Origin of the sequence: Arthrobacter sp. HS15c (assembly GCF_040812005.1) — a bacterium.
Taxonomy (GTDB): domain Bacteria; phylum Actinomycetota; class Actinomycetes; order Actinomycetales; family Micrococcaceae; genus Arthrobacter.
On record NZ_JBFOHM010000001.1, the window covers coordinates 541,857 to 563,762 of the forward strand.

Annotated in this window: 13 protein-coding genes; 2 read left to right on the forward strand and 11 right to left on the reverse strand. The window is 63.2% G+C overall.

Going from position 1 to position 21,906, the window contains the following annotated elements; translation table 11 throughout:
• Window positions 1–6 precede the first annotated feature (6 nt).
• The 8 genes from ABV518_RS02530 to ABV518_RS02565 form a co-directional block, all read right to left on the reverse strand.
• Complete coding sequence (locus ABV518_RS02530; protein ID WP_367765229.1) at window positions 7–3,927, reverse strand: hypothetical protein; 3,921 nt, start codon at window positions 3,925–3,927, stop codon at window positions 7–9.
• Between the two features lie 408 nt (window positions 3,928–4,335).
• Window positions 4,336–5,526, reverse strand: coding sequence for an elongation factor Tu (tuf, locus tag ABV518_RS02535; RefSeq protein WP_078027241.1), 1,191 nt, complete (start codon window positions 5,524–5,526; stop codon window positions 4,336–4,338).
• Between the two features lie 246 nt (window positions 5,527–5,772).
• On the reverse strand, window positions 5,773–7,887 hold the full coding sequence (gene fusA / locus ABV518_RS02540) for an elongation factor G (protein WP_131131297.1): 2,115 nt from the start codon (window positions 7,885–7,887) through the stop codon (window positions 5,773–5,775).
• Window positions 7,888–7,956: 69 nt separating this feature from the next.
• Window positions 7,957–8,427 (reverse strand): 30S ribosomal protein S7, encoded by a 471-nt coding sequence (rpsG, locus tag ABV518_RS02545; protein WP_026531948.1) that lies wholly within the window; start codon window positions 8,425–8,427, stop codon window positions 7,957–7,959.
• 1 nt (window position 8,428) lies between these two features.
• A complete protein-coding gene (gene rpsL / locus ABV518_RS02550; RefSeq protein WP_018773658.1) occupies window positions 8,429–8,803 on the reverse strand; it encodes a 30S ribosomal protein S12 in 375 nt (124 codons plus the stop codon).
• 344 nt (window positions 8,804–9,147) lie between these two features.
• On the reverse strand, window positions 9,148–13,047 hold the full coding sequence (locus tag ABV518_RS02555; RefSeq protein WP_367765230.1) for a DNA-directed RNA polymerase subunit beta': 3,900 nt from the start codon (window positions 13,045–13,047) through the stop codon (window positions 9,148–9,150).
• Between the two features lie 122 nt (window positions 13,048–13,169).
• The gene (rpoB, locus tag ABV518_RS02560) at window positions 13,170–16,679 is read right to left on the reverse strand and encodes a DNA-directed RNA polymerase subunit beta (protein WP_131131295.1); all 3,510 of its coding nucleotides are present in this window, start codon (window positions 16,677–16,679) and stop codon (window positions 13,170–13,172) included.
• 298 nt (window positions 16,680–16,977) lie between these two features.
• Window positions 16,978–17,430 (reverse strand): hypothetical protein, encoded by a 453-nt coding sequence (locus tag ABV518_RS02565; protein ID WP_367765231.1) that lies wholly within the window; start codon window positions 17,428–17,430, stop codon window positions 16,978–16,980.
• A gap of 235 nt (window positions 17,431–17,665) precedes the next feature.
• On the opposite strand from ABV518_RS02565, the gene ABV518_RS02570 reads away from it, so the two are divergent.
• Window positions 17,666–18,865, forward strand: a complete 1,200-nt coding sequence (locus tag ABV518_RS02570) for an acetyl-CoA C-acetyltransferase (RefSeq protein WP_367765232.1) — start codon at window positions 17,666–17,668, stop codon at window positions 18,863–18,865.
• Window positions 18,865–19,365 (forward strand): aminoacyl-tRNA deacylase, encoded by a 501-nt coding sequence (locus ABV518_RS02575; protein WP_367765233.1) that lies wholly within the window; start codon window positions 18,865–18,867, stop codon window positions 19,363–19,365. Before ABV518_RS02570 ends, ABV518_RS02575 begins: the two co-directional genes overlap by 1 nt.
• A 68-nt stretch (window positions 19,366–19,433) precedes the next feature.
• Here ABV518_RS02575 and rplL read toward each other — a convergent pair whose 3' ends face one another.
• The 3 genes from rplL to ABV518_RS02590 all read right to left on the reverse strand — a co-directional run bounded on the left by rplL (window position 19,434) and on the right by ABV518_RS02590 (window position 21,901).
• Complete coding sequence (gene rplL / locus ABV518_RS02580) at window positions 19,434–19,805, reverse strand: 50S ribosomal protein L7/L12 (RefSeq protein WP_050684404.1); 372 nt, start codon at window positions 19,803–19,805, stop codon at window positions 19,434–19,436.
• 78 nt (window positions 19,806–19,883) lie between these two features.
• A complete protein-coding gene (rplJ, locus tag ABV518_RS02585) occupies window positions 19,884–20,474 on the reverse strand; it encodes a 50S ribosomal protein L10 (protein ID WP_028269591.1) in 591 nt (196 codons plus the stop codon).
• Window positions 20,475–20,782: 308 nt separating this feature from the next.
• Window positions 20,783–21,901, reverse strand: coding sequence for a GNAT family N-acetyltransferase (locus ABV518_RS02590; RefSeq protein ID WP_367765234.1), 1,119 nt, complete (start codon window positions 21,899–21,901; stop codon window positions 20,783–20,785).
• Between the last annotated feature and the right edge of the window lie 5 nt (window positions 21,902–21,906).

Consider the following 21,906-nt stretch of genomic DNA (forward strand, 5'->3'; position numbering starts at 1 on the left):
ACAGTATCAGTGCTTGCTGAACGGCTTCCCGCTCTCCGGCTGCTCAGGCGAGGGCTGCCCGGCGGGCGGCTGCGCCGCCGGTTTCTCCACGGCCGTCCCGCGGTTCAGCCGCCAGAGTGCGAACCCGATAAGCCCGACGGCGATCAGCGCCAGGAGTGCGAAGGTGTACTGACGCATCGCCCAGAGAATGCAGGCCGCCACTCCGGCCGCTCCCCACCAGACAAACAGCCTGTCCCCAAGCCCCAGGCCGCCGAGCAGGAGCCCGGCGAACAGGACAAGCACCCACAATTGCTGGCTGGCGGTTCCCCCAAACACAACTCCCAGTCCGCTCAGCGTGAGCAGCCCTGCTGCAGCCCCCGCCAAGACCCTCCCGGCGCTCCGCTGTCCAGAGGCGAAGCGCAGTGCGGCCAGGCCGGTTCCGGCGAGGACATACCACTGGGCTACCCAGAACGGGTCAGGCAGGGCACTGGAAAGCCGGTAGTTCAGGCCGTACTGCCCGTCCAGCTCAAAGATGGCCGCCCGCTGTACCGCCGCCACCACCGCCACGAAACCTGCCTCGGCGACGACCCGGCGCACCGTCCCCGGCGCCTCGTTGTAGGCGACACCCACAGCCGCAGCGAGCGCAACGGCCGCTGCCCACGCCGTCGCGTCGGGCCGCACACCGGTCAACGCGACCAGGCAGAGCCCGGCAAAGGCGGCTCCGGCCAGCGACCAGCGGCGCACGGCGTCAGCTGTAAGCTGTCCGCGTCGATACAGCCGCGCAGAGTACAGCCCCACTGCCGCCAGGCCCGTCCCGCAAAGCCAAGGCAAATAGCTGCCCCATGCCCCCGGAACGTCCTGGAATATCGAGTCGCAGAGCGTTGAGCCGCCGGCCAGGACAGCCAGCGACGCCGGCGCGTACAGCCAGGGCAGTCCCTCAACATGAGAAGCAGCGAAGCACACCGTGGCGAGGACCAGCAGCGCGGCCCCGAGCACCCAGTCCGAGGCCATCGGTGCTACAGACAGTGCTGCCACAGCGAGGGATCCCGCCGCGGCAAGCCACAGCCAGTGGTCCACATCCGCCATGGGCACGTTCCGCCCGCGCCGCAGCACGCCGGCAACGGAAGCGAGCAACGCCACTGCCAAGAGCACCGCCGCTGTCCCGGTGTAGTCCAGCACGGGAGCCGCCAGGAACGCCGTGGTGCCAGGCTGTCCGGCGCTGGCGAAGCTGACCACCGGGCCCAGCGCCAGTACGCCAAACAACAGCCCGTAGACCCCGAAGTAAAGGGAGCCGCGTGCAGCAAAGTACCTGCTGGCCACGACGGCCGCGACCAGCAGCAGAACCAGCTCCAGAAGCACCACCCAGCGTCCGCCGTCGTCGTTGGAAACTCTTCCCCAACCGCTTTGCGCCTGCCAGGCGTAGGCGAGGGGAAGCAGAGCCTGGCCCGCCAGGGTGATCCAAACGGCCGCCTGCTGGAAAGGCACCTCAGCCAGCCGCGAACGCATGATCCAGCGGACGCCGTGCTGCGCGGCAAGGACAAAGCCGAAGGTGACTGAGACCGCCGTCGGAGATGCTGTGACGTCGTAACTGAGGACAGCAGCCAGGGCCGCCGTGAGCAGCCTGGCTGCTGCAAAATACCAGCCCTTTCGGGCCGGCTGGCCGGATGCCACCACCATGACCGCAGCGAACACGGCATAGATGCCCAGAAGCCCTTCAACAACCAAGAGCTCACCGCGGCTGAACACCATCAGCAGAGCCAACGACGACGGCGCAAACCAGACCGCGGTGGCGCTGGACCTGAAGACGTACCCCGCCGCCGTCGAGGACAGTGCTGTCACGGCAGCGGCGAAGGTGGCCTGCCATCCGTCCGGCTCCGTGGTCAGCAGCGCCGCGGACGCAGACAGCTGAAGCAGCAGTACGACGCCGGGATCGACCAAGACTCCCCGCGGGGCCTTTTCCCGGACGACCGCGGCGATCGGGAATACCAGTTGGATGGCCAGGATGAGGACCAGCACCGTGGCCGGTTGGATTTCGTCGCCAGCGATGACCGTTGGTCCGGCCTCATCCTGGAGAAGATCAAAAGCGGTCAGCACCAGCACCGTCGCCGCCAGGCGTCCGAGCCACCAGTAGGTCCAGCGGTGCTGCCGCACGCGCATCAGGACGCCGGAGGCGACCAGATAGCCCAACACCAGGAGCAGGGCGGTGTTCCCGGCTGCCTGGCTCACAGCCAGGAACGCCACGGGAACACTCAGTGTGGAGGCCGCCAGCGGCAGCGCCTCCCACACGGTTGCATTCCACTCAAGCTCACTCTCCGGCCGTGGCACAACGAACAGGCCGATCGCCAGCGCGGAGAGAAGTTGGATGATGACGGCAGCCCAGACCCACCCGTGCCCGGGTGTTGTGTCCAGGAGCACCAGCAGGATGACCATGGCCAGTCCGCCGGCTCCGAAGCCGGCAAGAGTGGCCTCCGGCGCCAGGGATCTGGCTCCTGAGCGCTGCAGGATCGCCGAGAACGCCTGCTGGCACACCAGTGCCAGCAGCAGGCCGAAAACTGAGGCGATGATGCGGTCCGGGCCGCCGTCAATTACCGCTGCGACAGTGAACGGTACCGCCAGGGTCACCGATATCCGGGCTCCGAACGCCAGGTTCTGCCGCAGTACGCCGGCCGCAAATAACGCGCGGGCGGTCCAGAAGAGGAACGCCAGTGCCAACATGATTGCCACAGGCCAGGCCCCTATTGCATCGCCAAGCCCTGCGGCGAGCAGCAGAGACGCCACCGGAGTCCACTCTGCTGCCCCGCCGAGTCGTGCGGCCAAAACAAAACTCGTGGCCAGCGCCACTGCCACGGGCACCCACAAAGGAACATCGCCCACCTGGCCGGGCGTCCCGTACCGGAAAAACTCCGCGGACAGGGTCAGGCTGGCGTACACCAGCGTGAGAAGTACCTGGATGCTGAACGTGGCCACCGCGTCCACAAGCCAACGGCGCTGCGCAACGCCCGCGGACGTTTCGGGCCCGTTCTGCGGACTTTCAGCTGGGGCGAACCAACGGCTCAACCTGGCAGCCGCGAAAGCCACGGCCACTCCCTGAACAGCGAGAAATCCTGCCGCGGCCAGAAAGGCATCACTCCCCCGGCCGGTCAGGTGCCAGATTTCGACGGCGGCGGCCAACGTCAGGGATATCCGCGCCGCGTAGAAGTTGGCAAGCCGGAGGCGGGTCGCGGGCACTGCCGCCACCAGGCCAAAGTAGCAACCGCACACGGCCATGATGAGCGCGTATTCAGCTTTGTCCAACAGCAGCGGAACGCACGTGGCTGCCGCTGCGACGGCCGGGACCACGAACGGGTGCAGGACCATCAGGGGCCGCACATAGACCGGAGGCAGCCAGCCTGGCCGGGCCAGGGCCAGCAGCGTGAGCATTACGGCCACACCGATCAGGGAAGCGAAATACCAGACCAGTGCGCCGCCCAGTACTGAGACGCCTGACCACGCCGTGGACGCCACGAAGGTCAGCGACAGGTAAACCAGCACGCGGCTCTCCAGGCGGACTGCCGCAGCCACGTACGCCACGGTGCCAACCAATGAGGTGATCAGCCAGGCCGTGGGGCCATGGTGGAGGGCGAAGTTGTAGAGGGCTAGTCCTGTGACCGGAACCAGGGCCAGGCCGGTACCCGCAAACGCGACGGCCGCTGGCCGCAGGCGTGGCGCCCGGGCGTGAAGTACGAACCCCGCGGCGTAGAACGCAGCCGTTACGGCGACGACTCCGGCGAAGCGAAGCATGGGAGGAAGGCTGGTACCAATGAAGAGTGCAGCTGCGGCGACCAGGAGAAGGCTGGCCACGTAAAGCGTGATGTTGATGTTCTGCCTGTCCCGCTTCTCCCGCCGTGCCTGCCGTTCAGCCGGCGTCTCAGCCTGAAGCGGAGCGGCGTAGCGGGTAAAGGGCGGCACGGGGCTGTCAACGTGCGCTACCGGTGCCGGCCGGGCGACGGGCAATTGGGAAGCCGGGCCAGGCTCGATAAGGGAACCAATAGAGTGGACCGCTGAGACTTTCGGAGAAACTGTGGGAACCACCAACGGCGGCGGTACCGGCACCGGAGAGCTGGTGGCCTGACGCGAGGCCTCCACTTTTGCCATGGCATCCAGCCACCCCTGAAGGTGGCCGGCGCGATAGCCCGCTTCATAAGATTCGTCCGGCATGGTGAACCCTCTCCGACGGGCAGGATGACTTCTACCCAATTAATCCAATGATTGGATTAATTGTAGCAAAGAACAGCCCCGCTGCACTAGCAGCGGGGCTGTTCCAAACTTCTCGTCAGGCCGTCAGACGGCCTTACCGATCAGCGGGATCAACAAGAATTACTTGATGATCTTGGTAACGCGTCCTGAACCAACGGTGCGCCCGCCTTCGCGGATAGCGAAGCCGAGGCCCTCTTCCATTGCGATCGGCTGGATGAGCGCAACGGTCATCTCAGTGTTGTCGCCGGGCATAACCATTTCCGTGCCTTCCGGCAGGGTGATAACGCCGGTTACGTCCGTGGTGCGGAAGTAGAACTGCGGGCGGTAGTTGGAGTAGAACGGGTTGTGACGCCCGCCTTCGTCCTTGGAGAGGATGTAGACGTTAGCCTCGAAGTCGGTGTGCGGGGTGATGGAACCCGGCTTGACGACAACCTGGCCACGCTCTACGTCATCGCGCTTCAGACCGCGGAGCAGGAGGCCACAGTTCTCGCCGGCCCATGCTTCGTCGAGCTGCTTGTGGAACATCTCGATACCGGTAACCGTGGTCTTCTGGACCGGGCGGATGCCGACGATCTCGACCTCGGAGTTGATGGCGAGGGTTCCACGCTCGGCGCGGCCCGTTACAACGGTGCCACGGCCGGTGATCGTGAAGACGTCTTCGATCGGCATCAGGAACGGCTTGTCACGGTCACGTACGGGGTCCGGAACGGACTCGTCAACGGCTTCCATGAGGTCCTCAACGGACTTGACCCAGACGGGGTCGCCTTCGAGGGCCTTCAGGCCGGAAACGCGAACAACGGGAGCGTCGTCGCCATCGAAGCCCTGAGCGGAAAGCAGCTCACGAACTTCCATTTCAACGAGGTCCAGCAGTTCTTCGTCGTCAACCATGTCCGACTTGTTCAGCGCAACCAGCAGGTAGGGAACGCCAACCTGGCGGGCGAGCAGAACGTGCTCGCGGGTCTGAGCCATCGGGCCGTCAGTGGCGGCAACCACGAGGATTGCACCGTCCATCTGTGCAGCACCGGTGATCATGTTCTTGATGTAGTCAGCGTGACCCGGAGCGTCTACGTGTGCGTAGTGGCGCTTCTCGGTCTGGTACTCAACGTGGGAGATGTTGATCGTGATACCACGCTGGCGCTCTTCCGGAGCAGAGTCAATCGACGCGAAGTCGCGCTGCTCGTTGAGAGTCGGGTACTTGTCGTACAGCACCTTGGAAATGGCGGCAGTCAGCGTCGTCTTACCGTGGTCAACGTGACCAATGGTGCCGATGTTGACGTGCGGCTTAGTCCGCTCGAACTTTGCCTTTGCCACAGGTTCCTCCTAGAACGTTTTCAAATGACTTACCCTTCAACCGCGCTTGTCGCGGCAGAAACTCAGGCAAGTCTACTTGGGGGGCTTTGGATTGGTGAAATTGCAGATTCAGGAACTAATACTAGTCCCTCGAGCCTGTTCGTGCAGGTGGCCGGAATCTGGTCTGGACCGGGCCCGGCCGCCTGCACCAGGTGAGTTTCCGTTAACCGGAAACGCACCCGAGTTTTTGCTGCGAAGTCGTAACTACTACTCGCCGCGGTTCTTCTGGATGATCTCGTCGGCAAATGCCTTCGGGACCTCGGCGTAGCTGTGGAATGTCATGGAGTACACAGCGCGGCCCTGGGTCTTTGAACGCAGGTCACCGATGTAGCCGAACATGCCGGACAGCGGAACGTGCGCCCGGATGACCTTGACGCCCTGTGCATCTTCCATGGACTGCATCTGGCCACGGCGGGAGTTGAGGTCACCGATAACTTCACCCATGTATTCCTCAGGGGTGCGGACCTCGACATCCATCAGCGGTTCGAGCAGGACAGGGTTCGCCTTGCGTGCGGCTTCCTTGAAAGCCATACGTCCAGCGATCTTGAACGCCATTTCCGAGGAGTCAACATCGTGGTACGCGCCATCAATCAGCGTCGCCTTGATGCCGACAACCGGGTAGCCGGCCAGGACGCCGTCGTTCAGTGCATCCTGGATACCAGCGTCAACCGAAGGGATGTATTCGCGAGGAATACGGCCACCGGTCACCTTGTTCTCGAACTCGTACAGCTCGCCCTCGGACGTATCCAGCGGCCCAATGGCAATCTGGATCTTCGCGAACTGGCCCGAACCACCGGTCTGCTTCTTGTGCGTGTAGTCGTGACGCGCAACAACATTCTTGATGGTTTCGCGGTACGCGACCTGCGGCTTGCCGACGTTTGCCTCGACCTTGAATTCGCGGCGCATGCGGTCCACCAGGATGTCCAGGTGGAGCTCGCCCATGCCGGCGATGATGGTCTGGCCGGTGTCTTCGTTGAGGGAGACCTGGAAGGTCGGGTCCTCAGCGGAGAGCTTCTGGATGGCCGTGGAGAGCTTCTCCTGGTCACCCTTGGTGTTCGGCTCGATCGCAACAGAGATCACGGGCTCCGGGAAGCTCATGGACTCGAGAACGATCTGGTTGGCGGAGTCGCACAGGGTGTCGCCCGTGGTGGTGTCCTTCAGACCGATCGCTGCGTAGATGTGGCCGGCGGTAGCGCCCTCAACGGGCATTTCCTTGTTGGCGTGCATCTGGAACAGCTTGCCGATGCGCTCCTTCTTGCCCTTGGTGGAGTTGACCACCTGTGCGCCTGCTTCCACGTGACCGGAGTACACGCGGATGAAGGTGAGCTGGCCGAAGAACGGGTGCGCGGCAATCTTGAACGCCAGAGCCGAGAACGGCTCCTCGGAGGAAGGCGCGCGGACGATTTCCTTCTCTTCGTCGCGGGGATCGTGACCGATCATCGGCGGGACGTCGAGCGGGTTCGGCAGGTAGTCGATGACAGCATCGAGCATCGGCTGAACGCCACGGTTCTTGAATGCGGAACCACAGAAGACCGGGTAGAGCTCGGAGTTGATGGTCATCTTGCGGATGCCAGCCTTGAGTTCCTCGACGGAAATCTCTTCGCCTTCGAGGTACTTCTCCATGAGCTCTTCGGAGGACTCGGCGACGGTCTCAACGAGCGCTGCGCGGTACTCTTCAGCCTTTTCCTTGAGGTCAGCCGGGATCTCCTGGACCTCGTACTTCGCACCCATGGTGACGTCACCCTTGGAGTCGCCCGGCCAGACCAGCGCGCGCATTTCCAGGATGTCGACGACGCCGACAAAGTCGTTCTCGGCTCCGATCGGCAGCTGCATAACGAGCGGCTTGGCACCGAGGCGGCCAATGATGGTGTCAACGGTGAAGTAGAAGTCTGCGCCCAGCTTGTCCATCTTGTTGACGAAGCAGATACGCGGAACGTTGTACTTGTCAGCCTGGCGCCAAACGGTCTCGGACTGCGGCTCAACGCCTTCCTTGCCATCGAAAACAGCGACAGCGCCGTCGAGGACGCGCAGGGAGCGCTCAACCTCAACGGTGAAGTCAACGTGGCCGGGGGTGTCGATGATGTTGATCTGGTTGTTTTCCCAGAAGCAGGTCACGGCGGCAGACGTGATGGTGATGCCGCGTTCCTTTTCCTGTTCCATCCAGTCGGTCGTCGAAGCGCCGTCGTGCGTTTCGCCGATCTTGTGGTTCACACCCGTGTAGAACAGGATGCGCTCGGTGGTGGTGGTCTTGCCGGCATCAATGTGGGCCATGATGCCGATGTTGCGGACCTTACTAAGGTCGGTAAGCACGTCCTGTGCCACGGTGTCTCCCTTTCGGATGGACTACACGTTCGCCGCCGGCTCGTGACGAGCCGGCGGCGTCCGGAAGTATTACCAGCGGTAGTGTGCGAAGGCCTTGTTGGACTCGGCCATCTTGTGGGTGTCTTCGCGACGCTTCACAGCGGCACCGAGACCGTTGGACGCATCCAGGATTTCGTTCTGGAGGCGCTCGGTCATCGTCTTCTCGCGGCGGGCCTTGGAGTAGCCAACCAGCCAGCGCAGTGCCAGGGCGGTGGAGCGGCCCGGCTTGACCTCAACCGGAACCTGGTACGTTGCGCCACCGACGCGGCGTGAGCGGACCTCAAGGGAAGGCTTGACGTTGTCCATGGCCTTCTTGAGGGCTGCAACGGGGTCGCCGCCGGACTTGGCGCGAGCACCTTCGAGGGCACCGTAAACGATGCGCTCTGCGGTGGACTTCTTGCCGTCAACCAGCACCTTGTTGATCAGCTGGGTGACCAGCGGGGAGCCGTAAACGGGATCTAGTACGAGCGGCCGCTTGGGGGCCGGACCCTTGCGAGGCATATTACTTCTTCTCCATCTTTGCGCCGTAGCGGCTGCGGGCCTGCTTACGGTTCTTCACACCCTGGGTATCGAGGGCGCCACGGACGATCTTGTAGCGGACACCCGGGAGGTCCTTCACGCGACCGCCGCGAACGAGCACAATGGAGTGCTCCTGCAGGTTGTGGCCTACACCGGGGATGTAAGCGGTGACTTCAATGCCACCATTGAGGCGCACACGTGCCACCTTACGGAGAGCCGAGTTCGGCTTCTTCGGGGTGGTGGTGTAAACGCGGGTGCAGACGCCGCGGCGCATGGGGCTGCCGTTAAGCGCAGGAGCCTTGGTCTTTTTGACCTTAGGCGTGCGGCCCTTGCGGACCAGCTGGTTAATCGTAGGCACTCTCGTGTTCTCCGTTGGTTTGATCTCTACCGTCACGCGCAGGCGCCAGCCTGGGCACGATGGTTTTGGCGTTGCTCCTTGCAGCTGCGGCCTCTGTAAACTTGCGCAGGCGTGCAAAAGCGTGGCATTCGTTGCGCACCTTACCCGCAACCCGGAAACAAGCTCCACCCAGCATCATGAGAACAAAACCAAAATGATGCTGCGGCGGCCTTCATCCACTGCCACACAGAACAATTACACAAAGTTTAGCACGGCTGGATCGCGGGCCTTGAACGGGTGTATGCGGAAGGCCCCGCCCCCACAGCGTGGGGACGGGGCCTTCCGTCTATCAACAGGACTGCCGGCTAGCGGAAGTCGTTGCCGAGATCGTAGTCATCCAGCGGGATGGCGTGGAACTCAGGTGCTCCGTCGCCGCCCAGGGTGTCGTACGAGAAGTCACTGAATGCGCTCGGGCCGGTGAACAGGTTGGCCTTCGCTTCTTCGGTGGGCTCCACGGTGACCTCGGTGTAGCGCGGGAGGCCCGTGCCGGCCGGGATCAGCTTACCGATGATCACGTTCTCCTTGAGGCCGAGCAGCGGATCGCTCTTGCCTTCCATGGCCGCCTGCGTCAGGACGCGGGTGGTCTCCTGGAAGGAAGCTGCGGACAGCCAGGACTCGGTCGCCAGGGACGCCTTGGTGATACCCATGAGCTCAGGACGTCCGGAAGCCGGAGTCTTGCCCTCGGACACCACGCGGCGGTTGGCTTCCTCGAAGCGGCTGCGCTCGGCGAGCTCGCCGGGCAGCAGATCCGATTCGCCGGACTCGATGACCGTGACGCGGCGCAGCATCTGGCGGACGATAACCTCGACGTGCTTGTCGTGGATACCGATGCCCTGGCTGCGGTACACGCCCTGGACTTCGTCCACCAGGAACTTCTGCGCGGCACGGGGGCCCATGATGCGCAGCACCTGCTTGGGATCCACCGGACCGTTGATGAGCTTCTGGCCCACGGTGACGTGCTCGCCGTCCTCAATGAGGAGGCGTGAACGGCGCAGGACCGGGTAAGCGATCTCTTCGGATCCGTCATCAGGGGTGATGACGAGGCGCATCTGGCGCTCGGACTCTTCGATGGCGATGCGGCCGGCTGCTTCAGCAATCGGTGCGACACCCTTCGGAGTACGGGCTTCGAAGAGCTCCTGGATACGGGGCAGACCCTGGGTGATGTCGTCGCCACCGCTGGCGGAAACAGCACCACCGGTGTGGAACGTACGCATGGTCAGCTGGGTACCGGGCTCACCGATGGACTGTGCGGCGATGATGCCCACGGCCTCGCCGATGTCCACGGTCTTGCCGGTTGCCAGTGAACGTCCGTAGCACAGGGCGCAGGTGCCGACGCTGGACTCACAGGTGAGTACAGAGCGGACCTTGACCTCGGTGATGCCGGCTGCGAACAGCTCAGCGATCACAACGTCGCCGCAGTCAGTGCCGGCCGGAGCCAGGACATTGCCCTTGGAGTCAACGACATCCACGGCCAAGGTACGGGCGTACGCGCTGTTCTCGACGTTCTCGTCCAGGACCAGCTCGCCGTTGGCGTCTGCGACGGCGATGGCCGTCACCAGGCCGCGTTCGGTACCGCAGTCCTCTTCGCGGACGATAACGTCCTGGGACACGTCCACCAGACGACGGGTCAGGTAACCCGAGTTGGCGGTACGCAGTGCGGTGTCAGCCAGGCCCTTACGGGCACCGTGCGTGGCGATGAAGTATTCCAGCACCGACAGGCCCTCGCGGTAGGAGGACTTGATCGGACGCGGGATGATCTCACCCTTAGGGTTGGCCACCAGGCCACGGATACCCGCGATCTGGCGGACCTGCATCCAGTTACCACGTGCACCGGAGGACACCATGCGGTTGATGGTGTTCATCGGGGACAGGCTGTCACGCATCGCCTGGGCGATCTCGTTGGTTGCCTTGTTCCAGATCTCGATCAGTTCCTGGCGACGCTCGTCGTCGTCGATCAGGCCCTTGTCGTACTGGCCCTGGATCTTGGCGGCGCGCTCTTCGTAACCGGCGAGAATCACCGGCTTGTCCTTCGGCACCTCGATGTCGGAAATGGCGACCGTCACGCCTGAACGCGTGGCCCAGTAGAAACCGGCGTCCTTCAGGTTGTCCAGCGTTGCCGCCGTGACCACCTTCGGGTAGCGCTCGGCGAGATCGTTGACGATCGTGGACAGTTCGCCCTTGTCCGCAACGTTCTCAACCCACGGGTAGTCGGCCGGCAGGGTCTCGTTGAAGAGAACCTGTCCGAGGGAGGTCTCGACCAGCGCGGTCTGACCCGGCTCCCAGCCCTCCGGAGCTTCCCATCCGGCGTAAGGGACAAAGCCCTCAAGGCGGATTTTGACCTTGGAGTTCAGGTGCAGCTCGTGCAGGTCGTAGGCCATGATGGCTTCCGAAACCGAACCGAAGATCCGGCCTTCGCCAGCTGAACCGACACGCTTGGTGGTCAGGTGGTACAGGCCGATGATCATATCCTGCGAAGGCAGGGTGACCGGGCGTCCATCGGAAGGCTTCAGGATGTTGTTCGAGGACAGCATCAGGATGCGTGCCTCAGCCTGGGCTTCAGGGCTCAGCGGCAGGTGCACTGCCATCTGGTCGCCGTCGAAGTCAGCGTTGAACGCGCCACAGACCAGCGGGTGGAGCTGGATTGCCTTGCCTTCAACGAGCTGCGGTTCGAACGCCTGGATACCGAGGCGGTGCAGGGTAGGTGCACGGTTGAGCAGCACCGGGTGTTCGGTGATGATCTCTTCGAGCACGTCCCAGACCTGCGGACGGTAACGCTCGACCATGCGCTTGGCCGACTTGATGTTCTGGGCGTGGTTGAGGTCAACCAGGCGCTTCATCACGAACGGCTTGAAGAGCTCCAGGGCCATCTGCTTCGGCAGGCCGCACTGGTGCAGCTTCAGCTGCGGGCCGACCACGATGACCGAACGGCCGGAGTAGTCAACACGCTTGCCGAGGAGGTTCTGGCGGAAACGGCCCTGCTTGCCCTTGAGCATGTCGCTCAGGGACTTCAGCGGACGGTTGCCCGGTCCGGTGACAGGGCGGCCGCGGCGGCCGTTGTCGAAGAGGCTGTCAACAGCTTCCTGAAGCATGCGCTTCTCGTTGTTGACAATGATCTCCGGAGCACCCAGGTCAAGCAGTCGCTTGAGTCGGTTGTTGCGGTTGATCACACGGCGGTAGAGGTCGTTGAGGTCGGAGGTCGCGAAGCGGCCACCGTCCAGCTGGACCATCGGGCGCAGTTCCGGCGGGATCACCGGGACGGCATCCAGAACCATGCCAAGCGGGCTGTTGTTGGTGGTCAGGAACGCGTTGACAACCTTCAGGCGCTTCAGGGCGCGGGTCTTGCGCTGGCCCTTGCCGTTGGCGATGATGTCGCGCAGCAGGTCAGACTCGGCCTGCATGTCAAAGCCCTCAAGACGCTTCTTGATGGCTTCGGCACCCATGGAGCCTTCGAAGTAGATGCCGTAGCGGTCGCGCAGTTCGCGGTACAGGCCCTCGTCACCTTCGAGGTCTGCGACCTTCAGGTTCTTGAAGCGGTCCCAGACCTGCTCGAGGCGCTCGATGTCGGCGTCGGCGCGCTTGCGCACGTTGGCCATCTGGCGGTCGGCGGAGTCGCGGGCCTTCTTCTTGTCGGCAGCCTTGGCGCCTTCACCTTCCAGGCGCGCAATTTCGCCTTCGAGGTCGCGGGCGATCGCCGCGATGTCGGAGTCGCGGTTGTCGATGAGCTGCTTCTTCTCGATATCGTGCTCAACCTGCAGGTTGGGCAGTTCCTCGTGGCGGGAAGCTTCGTCGACGCTGGTGATCATGTAGGCGGCGAAGTAGATGACCTTTTCGAGGTCCTTCGGAGCCAGGTCAAGGAGGTAGCCCAGGCGGGACGGAACACCCTTGAAGTACCAGATGTGCGTGACCGGTGCGGCCAGCTCGATGTGGCCCATGCGCTCACGGCGGACCTTGGCACGGGTGACTTCAACGCCACACCGCTCGCAAATGATGCCCTTGAAGCGCACGCGCTTGTACTTACCGCAGTAGCATTCCCAGTCACGGGAAGGGCCGAAGATCTTCTCGCAGAAGAGGCCGTCCTTCTCGGGCTTGAGCGTGCGGTAGTTGATGGTTTCCGGCTTCTTAACCTCGCCGTAAGACCAGCCACGGATGTCTTCCGCGGTGGCGAGGCCGATCTGCATGAGGCCGAAGGAGGATTCGCTGGACATATGGTCCCTGTTCTCTCTTGTTCTCTAAATTCTGAAGTCTTGGGTTACGGGAAGAGGGAGGCTGATGCCCCGGGAAAAGACAGCGCGGCGGGGCCGCCTGCTTTTCCCGGGACATCCACCTGCTAAACCTCTTCTACGGAACTGGGCTCTGCACGAGACAGATCGATGCCCAGTTCTTCCGCAGCCGTGAAGACTGCGTCATCAGAGTCACGCATTTCAATTGTGGTTCCGTCCGTGGAGAGTACTTCCACGTTCAGGCACAGCGACTGCATTTCCTTGATCAAGACCTTGAAGGACTCAGGAACGCCCGGCTCGGGGATGTTCTCGCCCTTGACGATTGCTTCGTAGACCTTCACACGACCATGGATGTCATCCGACTTGATGGTGAGCAGTTCCTGGAGCGTGTAGGCGGCGCCGTAAGCTTCGAGCGCCCACACTTCCATTTCACCGAAGCGCTGGCCACCGAACTGTGCCTTACCACCCAGCGGCTGCTGCGTGATCATGGAGTACGGGCCGGTGGACCGGGCGTGGATCTTGTCGTCCACCAGGTGGTGGAGCTTCAGGATGTACATGTAGCCGACCGAGATCGGGTCCGGGAACGGCTCGCCGGAGCGGCCGTCAAACAAGCGGGTCTTGCCCGAGGAGTTGATCAGGCGCTCACCGTCGCGGGTCACGTTGGTGGAATCCAGCAGGCCCGTGATTTCCTCTTCGCGGGCACCGTCGAACACCGGCGTTGCAACAGTGGTCTGGCCACTCTCGCGCGGCAGGTTCGGCAGCTGCTTGACCCACTCGGGCTCGCCTTCGATCTTCCAACCGGTCTTGGCAACCCAGCCGAGGTGCGTTTCCAGCACCTGGCCGACGTTCATACGGCCCGGAACACCCAGCGGGTTCAGGACGATATCAACGGGGGTACCGTCGGCAAGGAAGGGCATGTCCTCGATCGGAAGGATCTTGGAGATAACACCCTTGTTGCCGTGACGGCCGGCGAGCTTGTCGCCGTCGGTGATCTTGCGCTTGGCAGCCACGTAGACGCGGACCAGCTGGTTGACGCCCGGGGGCAGTTCGTCGTCGTTGTCGCGGTCGAAGACGCGGACGCCGATGACGGTGCCGGACTCGCCGTGCGGAACCTTCAGGGAGGTGTCGCGCACTTCGCGGGACTTCTCACCGAAGATGGCGCGCAGCAGGCGCTCTTCCGGGGTCAGTTCGGTTTCACCCTTCGGGGTGACCTTTCCGACCAGGATGTCGCCGGCTTCAACTTCGGCACCGATGTGGATGATGCCGCGCTCGTCCAGGCCTGCCAGGACTTCCTCGGACACGTTGGGGATGTCACGGGTGATTTCCTCGGCACCAAGCTTGGTGTCGCGGGCATCGATCTCGTGCTCCTCGATGTGGATGGAGGAAAGAACGTCCTCGGCAACAATGCGCTGCGAGAGGATGATGGCGTCCTCGAAGTTGTGGCCTTCCCATGACATGAATGCCACGAGCAGGTTCTTGCCGAGGGCGAGTTCACCCTGGTCCGTTGCCGGGCCGTCAGCGATGATGCCGCCAACTTCGAGGCGCTGGCCTTCGTTCACCAGGACACGGTTGTTGTAGCAGTTGCCCTGGTTGGAACGGGCGAACTTGTTGATGCGGTAGTTGGTCTCCGTGCCGTCGTCGTTGAGCATGATGACGAGCTCAGCGGAGACCTCGGTGACCACACCGGCCTTCTTCGCGATGGTGACATCGCCGGCGTCGACGGCTGCGGCGCGCTCCATGCCGGTGCCCACGAACGGGGCCTCGGAACGGACCAGCGGCACGGCCTGGCGCTGCATGTTGGCACCCATGAGTGCGCGGTTAGCATCGTCATGCTCGAGGAACGGGATCAGGGCCGTAGCCACGGACACCATCTGGCGCGGGGAAACGTCCATGAACTCGACGTCGGCGGCGGGAACCAGCACGGGCTCGCCTCCACCACCACGGGCGCGGACCAGGACGGTCTCTTCGGCGAACTTCTTGTTCTCATCCAGCGGAGCGTTGGCCTGAGCAATCAGGACCTCTGCTTCGTCGTCGGCCGTCAGGTACTGGACCTCATCGGAAACGACGCCCTCGGACACGAGGCGGTACGGGGTCTCGATGAAGCCGAACGGGTTGATGCGGCCGTAGGAAGCCAACGAACCGATCAGACCAATGTTCGGGCCTTCAGGGGTTTCGATGGGGCACATACGTCCGTAGTGGGACGGGTGAACGTCTCGGACTTCCATGCCTGCGCGGTCACGGGACAGACCACCCGGGCCAAGCGCGGACAGACGGCGCTTGTGGGTCAGGCCCGACAGCGGGTTGTTCTGGTCCATGAACTGCGACAGCTGGGAAGTTCCGAAGAACTCCTTGATGGCTGCAACGACCGGGCGGATGTTGATCAGGGTCTGCGGCGTGATGGCTTCGACGTCCTGCGTGGTCATACGCTCGCGGACAACGCGCTCCATGCGGGACAGGCCGGTGCGGACCTGGTTCTCGATGAGCTCGCCGACGGCGCGGATACGGCGGTTGCCGAAGTGGTCGATGTCATCGATCTCGACGCGCAGCTCGTGGTCCTGGCCGTCGCGCTTACCCGTGAGGGTCTTCTCGCCGGCGTGCAGGGCAACCAGGAACTTGATCATCGCAACGATGTCTTCAACGTGCAGGACCGAAGCTTCCTTGTCGCCAAGGGAGCGGTCGATGCCAAGCTTGCGGTTGATCTTGTAACGGCCGACCTTGGCCAGATCGTAGCGCTTGGAGTTGAAGTACAGGTTGTCCAGCAGGGACTGGGCAGCCTCGACTGTGGGCGGCTCGCCCGGTCGCAGCTTCCGGTAGATATCCAGCAACGCGTCTTCGCGGGTCTCGGTGGCGTCCTTCTCCAGCGTCGCGCGCATGGAGTCGTACTGGCCGAATTCTTCGAGGATCTGGCCTTCGGTCCAGCCAAGGGCCTTCAGCAGGACGGTGACGGACTGCTTGCGCTTGCGGTCGAGGCGAACGCCGACCTGGTCGCGCTTGTCGATCTCGAGCTCGAACCAGGCACCACGGGACGGGATGATCTTCGCAGTGAAGATGTCCTTGTCGCTGGTCTTGTCGGCGGTGCGCTCAAAGTAGGCGCCCGGGGAACGGACCAGCTGGGAGACGACGACACGTTCGGTGCCGTTGACGACGAAAGTACCCTTCTCCGTCATCAGCGGGAAGTCGCCCATGAACACGGTCTGCTGCTTGATTTCGCCCGTGTTGTTGTTCATGAACTCGGCCTTGACGTACAGCGGTGCCGAGTACGTTGCGTCCCGGTCCTTGCACTCGGCCATGGTGTACTTCGGATCAGCGAACTCCGGATCGGAGAAGCTCAGGGACATGGTGCCCTGGAAGTCCTCAATCGGGGAGATCTCTTCGAAGATGTCCGACAGTCCGGACGTGGTGGCGACGCTGAGGTCGTTTTCTTCTACGGCTTTCGCTACGCGTGCCTGCCAGCGTTCGTTTCCGACCAGCCAGTCAAAGCTGTCCGTCTGCAGGGCAAGAAGATTCGGAACGTCAAGCGGTTCGTGAATCTTTGCGAATGAGAGCCGGCGAGTGGCACCATCAGTGCTGTCGGCGGTGTTAGCGGTTTCGTTATTAGAGGTGCTCGAGGCGACCAAGAGGGATCCTTCCACAGACCTTCAGGCGTTTTCAGATCTCCCCCGCTGTGCACCCTGCAGAATGACTCCGCAGTGCTACCAATCCGGTTCCGCTATATGACCCGGGGCCCGCGCTGCCCATACAATGACGTTGTTGACGGCACGTTGATGGTCAGCTGCCAGGCAAAGCCCACCGCTATATGAAGGCTGAAGGTAAACAGGGAAGACGCAAATATCTACGATACGGCAAAACCGATTACGTGTCTACCCCACATCGTGCGTTATTGCAAGACCCATCTTTTTTGTTCAACAGACCGCCTCAGAGCCGGAGCGTAACGCCCTCGGCAGTGCACTCCTGGGCGTTGGCGAAGACCGCGTCACGGACCAGATCCTTTGACGCCTGATCCACCTCGCCGCCGCTTTGAACCGCCGAAGATCGGTCCAGGGACAGGACGCTGAGGGACGTAAACAGGCCCTTTTGGTTGCCGGAGACTGCATCTTTGGCGTCCTGGGCGGCGAAGTAGATGTCTTCGTAAGCGTTGGCGTCACCCTGGATGGCCTTGTACTCAGCGTAGAGCGCGTTGAACTGCTCGCAGGCGGCCTTGACCCCTCCCGCCTGGGGAGCCGGGGCGTCGGAAGAGCGCGACGGCGTCGGCTGCGAAGGTGCGGGGCTGGACGTCAGCGTCGAGGTATCGGGAGCAGGGGTAGAAACGGAGCAGGCAGTCAGCCCGGCGAGGCTGGCGAAAGCCGCCGCGGCGAGGATTCTTTTCACGATGCTGCTCCCTGTATGCGAAGTGTGTGTCGCACAGCGGACGGACTGTCCTTGCGCGTAAGTGCCCGCCGTCCACCCTACTGAGGCGTCCGCCGTCGTGCACGTTGCGGGGATGGGTAGTTCTCCCCTGCCGCGGCCAGATGGAATTGCCCCGCCCCGGCCGGCGTTTGGATAATTAGGTGAGGAAGCTCACGGTAGCCTTGGCCTACATCGTTTCAGATCGGGAGAGATAACAATGGGCAACTCCACAGACAACACTGACGTTGTCATCCTTGCAGCGGCGCGGACCCCACAGGGCCGGCTGAACGGGCAACTGGCGAGCTTCACCGCCGTCGAACTCGGGGCCCACGCCATCAAGTCCGCCATCGCGGCCAGCGGTGTGGATGCCGGCCGCGTCGACGCGGTAATCATGGGTCAGGTACTGCAGGCCGGGGCGGGCCAGAACCCTGCCCGGCAAAGCGCCATCGCAGCCGGCATCGGCTGGAATGTCCCGACGGTCACCATCAACAAGGTGTGCCTGTCCGGCCTGACCGCCGTCATCGATGCGGCCCGCCTCATCCGCAGCGGTGACGCCACGGTAGTGGTGGCCGGCGGACAGGAATCCATGACACGCGCGCCGCACCTGCTGCCCGGCTCCCGCCAGGGCTGGACGTACGGCGCGATCCAGGCCCTCGATGTCGCGGCGCACGACGGACTTACTGACGCCTTCGACGGCCAGTCCATGGGGCTCTCCACCGAGACTCGGAACCTCGCCCTCGGCATCGACCGGACATCGCAGGACAACGTCGCAGCCCAGTCGCACCAGCGCGCCGCGCTGGCCGAGAAGAACGGCGTTTTCGACGACGAGATCGCACCCATCAGCGTCAAGCAGCGCAAGGGCGACCCCCTTGTTGTCTCCACCGACGAAGGCGTGCGGCCGAACACTTCCGTCGAAACGCTGGCAGGCCTCAAAGCCGCCTTTGTCACGGACGGCACCATCACCGCCGGCAATTCCTCTCCCCTGTCCGACGGCGCCTCCGCACTTGTGCTCACGTCGCGGAAGTTCGCGGAAGACAACGGCCTGGAGTACCTCGCCGTCGTCGGGAAGCCCGGCCAGGTGGCGGGTCCTGATAATTCGCTTCACTCGCAGCCGTCCCACGCTATCCAGAGCGCCCTTGACAGGGCCGGCTGGAGCACGGCCGACCTGGACTTCATCGAGATCAACGAAGCCTTCGGTTCCGTGGCGGTGCAGTCGCTGAAGGACCTGGACTACCCGCTGGAGAAGTGCAACATCCATGGCGGCGCCATCGCGCTGGGCCACCCTATTGGCGCTTCCGGAGCCCGGCTGGCCCTGCATGCCGCGCATGAACTCAAACGGCGCGGGAGCGGCAAAGCGGCGGTCTCGCTGTGCGGCGGCGGAGGGCAGGGCGAAGCGCTCCTGCTCTACCGGGACTGATGGCTCCCTCTGCGGAAGCGGCCGACGGCGGCGGCAGGGCACGATTCCTCGCCGACGCCGCAGCGCGGGGCCTCGACGTCGAAATAGTGGAACGGCTGGCCGCCCACAGCCTGGAGGAGGCGGCGGGCATCCTCGGCATCACCCCGGCGGACATCGTGAAATCCCTGGTGGTCAAGCACAAGGACGGCAGCTTCCTGTTCGCCCTGATACCCGGTGACCGGCAGATCTCCTGGCCCAAGCTCCGGGGTTTGGTGGGGGTCAACAAGCTGTCGCTGCCGCCGGCCGACGTCGCGCTGGACGCCACAGGGTATGAACGCGGCACCATCACGCCGCTAGGCAGCACGAAGGCCTGGCCCGTGTACGCCGACCGGACCATCACCGGGCGTCGTATCTCCATGGGCGCCGGGCAGCATGGCTACAGCGCCTTTGTGGACGCGGATGCCCTCACCTCGGCGCTGGACGCCGTGGTCGCGGACATCTCGGACCCCAACCCCATTTAGGTACTTGGGTTAAAAGCAGGAAACCCCGTCCACCGAAGTGGACGGGGTTTCCTGTTGGAAAGCGAGTGTTACTTGAGGGTAACAGTGGCGCCGGCAGCCTCGAGCTGCTCCTTGGCCTTCTCGGCAGCTTCCTTGGTTGCACCTTCGAGGACAGCCTTGGGAGCGCTGTCAACCAGGTCCTTTGCTTCCTTCAGGCCCAGGGAAGTGATTGCGCGAACTTCCTTGATCACTGCGATCTTCTTTTCGCCAGCAGATTCGAGGACGACGTCGAAGTCGGTCTTCTCTTCGGCTTCTTCAGCAGCAGCGGCCGGGCCTGCAACGGCTACGGCAGCAGCGGTAACTTCGAAGGTCTCTTCGAAGAGCTTGACGAACTCGGAGAGCTCGATGATGGTCAGTTCCTTGAAAGCTTCAATGAGCTCTTCGTTGGTGAGCTTCGCCATGGTGTGGCGTCCTTCCTATAGGTGGTGCTTGGCGGCCTGGGCCATTGCCTTCACACCGGAGTCTGGTTTGAAGAAGAGTTAGTTCTCTTCGGTGGCTGCGGCCTCGGCCGGAGCTTCGGTCTCTGCTGCTTCTGCGGCCGGGGCTTCTTCAGCGGCGGGCGCTTCGGCAGCTGCCGGTGCACCGTTCTCTTCTTCAAGCTTGAGGCGCAGGGCGTCAATGATGCGTGCAGCGGCGGCAGCAGGAGCCTTGAGGATTCCTGCAACCTTGGCGAGCTGCAGCTCGCGGGACTCGAGTGCTGCCAGGGCAGCAACTTCGCTGGCGTTCAGTGCCTTGCCCTCGAAGTAACCGGTCTTGATAACCAGCTGCTTGTTGGTCTTGGCAAAATCCGTCAGGCTCTTGGCCGCTGCAACTGCGTCACCCTTGATGAACGCGATTGCAGTGGGGCCGGCGAGCTGGCCGTCGAATGCTTCGACACCAGCTTCCTTGGCTGCAATGGCGGTCAGGGTGTTCTTGACGACCGAGAACTTGGTGTCCTGGCCGAGAGAAACACGCAGCTGCTTGAGCTGTGCAACAGTGAGCCCACGGTATTCGGTCAGGACAGCGGCGTTCGATTCCTTGAAATCGTTAGTGATCTCAGCTACTGCTGAAACCTTTGCAGGCGTTGCCATAACCCTCCTTCCGGGGATAGTGCCGGTATTCGACGGTCCCCGCTCCAGGTGAGCTAAAACTAAAAACGCCCCGCGCAGATGCACGGGGCTTGGCTCAACACAGTTTCAAACCGTGGAGCTTTGCTTCGTTCACCTGCGCCGGCCGCCCTACGTTCAGGGTCCTTCGTCCAGAAAACCACTTGACCTCCAGCGCACAAACTACAGAGTTGAGCTGTGTTCAGGAGAGTGGATTTCCAACAACCGACGGTCTTTGGTAGTTCAAGCTTACGGGACGGGCCGCCCCTCTACCAAATCGAGCACTGCGGAGCTCAACTCTTGCTGGCACCCAGGTGCGGGAGTTCCTTTTGCCAGATGCCCGTCACGCCCGCCGTGGTGAACCCCAGCTGTTTGTTGACGGTCAGGAGGTACCTGTTCTCCGGCGCGTTCCAGGTATAGATGACCCTGGCGTCGGGGAACTGTTCAGTCAGCCGCTCCATGTTGGCCACCTTGATCAGCAGCCCCAGCTTGTTCCCGCGGTGTTCCTGCAGCACCAGGGTGTCGTCCTGGAACACAACGTCTGCCCGGTGAGCCAGGACGGTGATGGTGGTCAGGCCCACCAGTGCGCCGGTGGCGAGGTGTTCGACGGCGGTAACCACTGTCTGCCGGCCCTGCGCAATGGTGGCCTCTTCGGCCTCGCGGAGGATGCCGCCGTCGAACACCATGTCCTGCTCAACAGGAGTCTCCAGCGAAGGGTCGACGTCGGCGCCCGCCTGGTTTTCCAGCACGGCCACCGCCTCCAGCCACTGGTCCGGGCAACGGTCTGTCCAGTGATGCAGGCGGTACCGCCCGTTGTTGGCTTCGTCGGCTTCCACTTGCAGGTCCGCGACTAGCTTGGTGTCCAGCGGCAAGGCGCAGGAACTGAACTGTTCAATGTGCTGCAGCGTGTACCCGGTTTTCCGGGCGAACTCGACCTCACGGCTCTCCAGCGGCACAAAGCCCTGCCCCGAGCCGGGCACGAGCTGGGCTTTCTCAAACTCATGCAGCGACGCACCGGGGTGGTTGGTGTCCACCAGGATCATCGTCCGGCCCTCGGCCCGCGCCAGGTGTTCGGCGGCGAGCAGCAGCTTCCGGCCAACGCCCTGCCGCTGGAATTCGGGCAGGATGTCCAGCGTGAATTCGGCGAGGTCAAGGTTGTCCGTCAGCGGCAGGGCGATGTCCACCGTACCCACGATTTCACCGTCGACCTTGGCCACCAGGATGATCTGGCGTTCGTAGGGGTCCTCGAGCTCCAGCAGTTTCTCCAGGGGCGCGTACGCCAGGTCGTCGCTCCCCCAGGTCTGCATCCGGACTTTGCGCCCCACCTCGACGGCGGCAAGGAAGTCCGCTGCGTCCGGCGAGTCCAGCGAATCCGGGATAAAAAGCTGCTCGATCTTCACGTCGTTTGCCATAAGGG

What these genes read in the sequence shown, in the direction of transcription:
- rpsG (WP_026531948.1), bottom strand. Translation starts at nt 8,427, where the DNA reads ATGCCTCGCAAGGGTCCGGCCCCCAAGCGGCCGCTCGTACTAGATCCC.
- ABV518_RS02555 (WP_367765230.1), bottom strand. Translation starts at nt 13,047, where the DNA reads ATGTCCAGCGAATCCTCCTTCGGCCTCATGCAGATCGGCCTCGCCACC.
- ABV518_RS02570 (WP_367765232.1), top strand. Translation starts at nt 17,666, where the DNA reads ATGGGCAACTCCACAGACAACACTGACGTTGTCATCCTTGCAGCGGCG.
- ABV518_RS02575 (WP_367765233.1), top strand. Translation starts at nt 18,865, where the DNA reads ATGGCTCCCTCTGCGGAAGCGGCCGACGGCGGCGGCAGGGCACGATTC.
- rplL (WP_050684404.1), bottom strand. Translation starts at nt 19,805, where the DNA reads ATGGCGAAGCTCACCAACGAAGAGCTCATTGAAGCTTTCAAGGAACTG.
- rplJ (WP_028269591.1), bottom strand. Translation starts at nt 20,474, where the DNA reads ATGGCAACGCCTGCAAAGGTTTCAGCAGTAGCTGAGATCACTAACGAT.
- ABV518_RS02590 (WP_367765234.1), bottom strand. Translation starts at nt 21,901, where the DNA reads ATGGCAAACGACGTGAAGATCGAGCAGCTTTTTATCCCGGATTCGCTG.